At 80.3% G+C, this 1,988-nt stretch carries 1 protein-coding gene; it reads right to left on the bottom strand.

Going from position 1 to position 1,988, the window contains the following annotated elements:
- Positions 1–37: 37 nt before the first annotated feature.
- The coding region (locus HCN56_RS27100) for an FtsK/SpoIIIE domain-containing protein (RefSeq protein WP_280923316.1) at positions 38–1,988 on the bottom strand (1,951 nt) is incomplete at its 5' end.

The following is a 1,988-nucleotide window of genomic DNA, read 5'->3' as shown; positions in this document are numbered from 1 at the left end:
TGCGTCGGGCGTGCGTCCGGCGCGCTTCGGACGTGCGTCAGGCGTGCGAGGCGGCCGGGGCCGCCGCCGAGCCCTGCGCGGCGGCACGCGTCGCCGCGCTCGCCAGCAGCGCCACGTCCGTGGGTCCGTTGCCGAGCTCCCGCACCGTCCGCCGCGCCGGCGCATCGCCCGCACGCGTCCACTCCAGTGGTTCCACCGAGGGCCGCAGCGTCGCAGTCCGCGGGATGCGCCCCGTCACGCGGCCCACCTGGAACGCCAGCGGACCGTCGGGGGTGACCAGTTCGGCCCGCCCCGCCGGCCGGCCCGTCAGCCGAATCCGCAGCGCGTCCGGAGCGGGAACCGCCTCGCCCACGGAGACCAGGTGCACGCCGAGCGCCGCACCGTCACGGACCACCGCCTCCAGGACCCGCATCACCGAACCGGCCGCCGGCCTCCCCGGCGCGCCCAGCGCCGGCGCCCGCAGTGCCGCCACGTCGTCCACGACCACCACCAGCATCGGCGGCGGCCCGCTCGCCGGCGCCTGCCGGACCGGCTCCTCCTCCGCTCCGCGGCGCTGTCCCACGACCCGCAGCAGGGCGGCGGGTTCGTCCTCCTGCCAGGTGACGGGCGACGGACCGCCCAGCAGCTCGGCGCGGCGCACCAGCTCCGCGCGCAGCGACTGCGCCACCGTCCGCATCCGCACCGGGTCGGTGGTGCGCAGCCGGTCCACGACCTGGGGCAGCTCCGCGCACGGGGCCAACCCCTCGTCGGCGCCGTCCACCAGCAGCAGCGACAGCCGGTCCGGGCCGGACGCGGCGGCGAGGGACGTCGCCAGGGAGCAGAGCAGCTCGGTCCGGCCGGAGCGAGCCGGGCCCTCCACCACGACCGGCCCGGCGGCGGCCAGGTCCGTCGCCAGCGGGCCTCCGACCGCCGCGCCGAGCACCAGCGGCAACCCGTCCCCGGCTGCCCAGCGCTCCCGCAGCGCCGCCGGGGTGACCCGCGGCAGGCGCAGCACGTCCAGCAGGCGGGCCGAGTCCGGCAGCGCGGTCAGCTCCGCCTCCGCGCCGACCGCCTCCCGCAGCGGGGCGAGCGCGCGGGCCAGCCGTTCCGCCCAGGCGGCCGACCCCCCGTCCGCCGTGGCGGGCGCACCGGCCTCCCCGTCGCGGCCGATGAGCCGCACCGAGGTCGCGACCTCGCCGGAGAGCACCGCGCGCAGCCGACAGGCGGCGAACGTCGGCGACCGGTCGGCGGCGGAGGCGAGTGTCTGTGTGACGGGCGACGCCGGGGTCGCGGACGCCGCCTCGGCCAGGCAGATCAGGTGGATGCCGGCGGCGGGGCCCTCGGCGGCCAGTCGGTCGAGCCCCCGGCGCGCACCGGGGTCGGCGATCTCACCGTCGACGACCACCACGGTGCGGCGCCCCGGCGCGGGGCCGGCGGCGCCCGGGCGCGGGCCGGCGGGGCGCTGCGACTGCGAGGGCAGGGGCGGCACGCCGTCGCCCGTGGCGCCCCGCGGGCGGCCGGGCAGCCGGTCGACCAGCTCTGCCACGCGCGCGGCGGCCTGCGCCTCGTCGAAGGCGAGGAGGCGGTGGCAGGGCTGCGTGGTGGGGCGGGTGTGGGGGAGCCAGCCCGTCCACGCCCAGTGTTCGGCACCGCCCGGCGCGACGGTCACCACCTCGATCGCGCTCGGTGGATGGAGCGCGGCCACCTGGGCGAGAAGGGCGCGGGCGACCGAGCGCACCCGGGGGAGCGGGCCGGCGAGCCCCAGCGACCCGGCGGTGGTCAACCGCAGGGTGACGGGATCGACCGGTCCCGCGGCGTGCTGGGCGGTACCGAGTCGGGTCGTCAGCAGTTCCGGGTGGCCGCTGCCGCGCTCCCACAGGGGGGCCGCCGCTTCGACGGCCGCGAGCAGCAGCGTCGCGGGGTCGGGCGGGGCGGGGGCCGTGGCGGGGCTCTGCCCGCGGCCCGTGCCGCGGCCGGAGGTGGTGGGGCCGGTCGGTCCGCTGCCGGGC

The organism is Streptomyces lonarensis (assembly GCF_012033735.1).
In the GTDB taxonomy this organism is placed as follows: domain Bacteria; phylum Actinomycetota; class Actinomycetes; order Streptomycetales; family Streptomycetaceae; genus Streptomyces; species Streptomyces lonarensis.
This window is presented reverse-complemented; position numbering and strand designations above follow the sequence as displayed.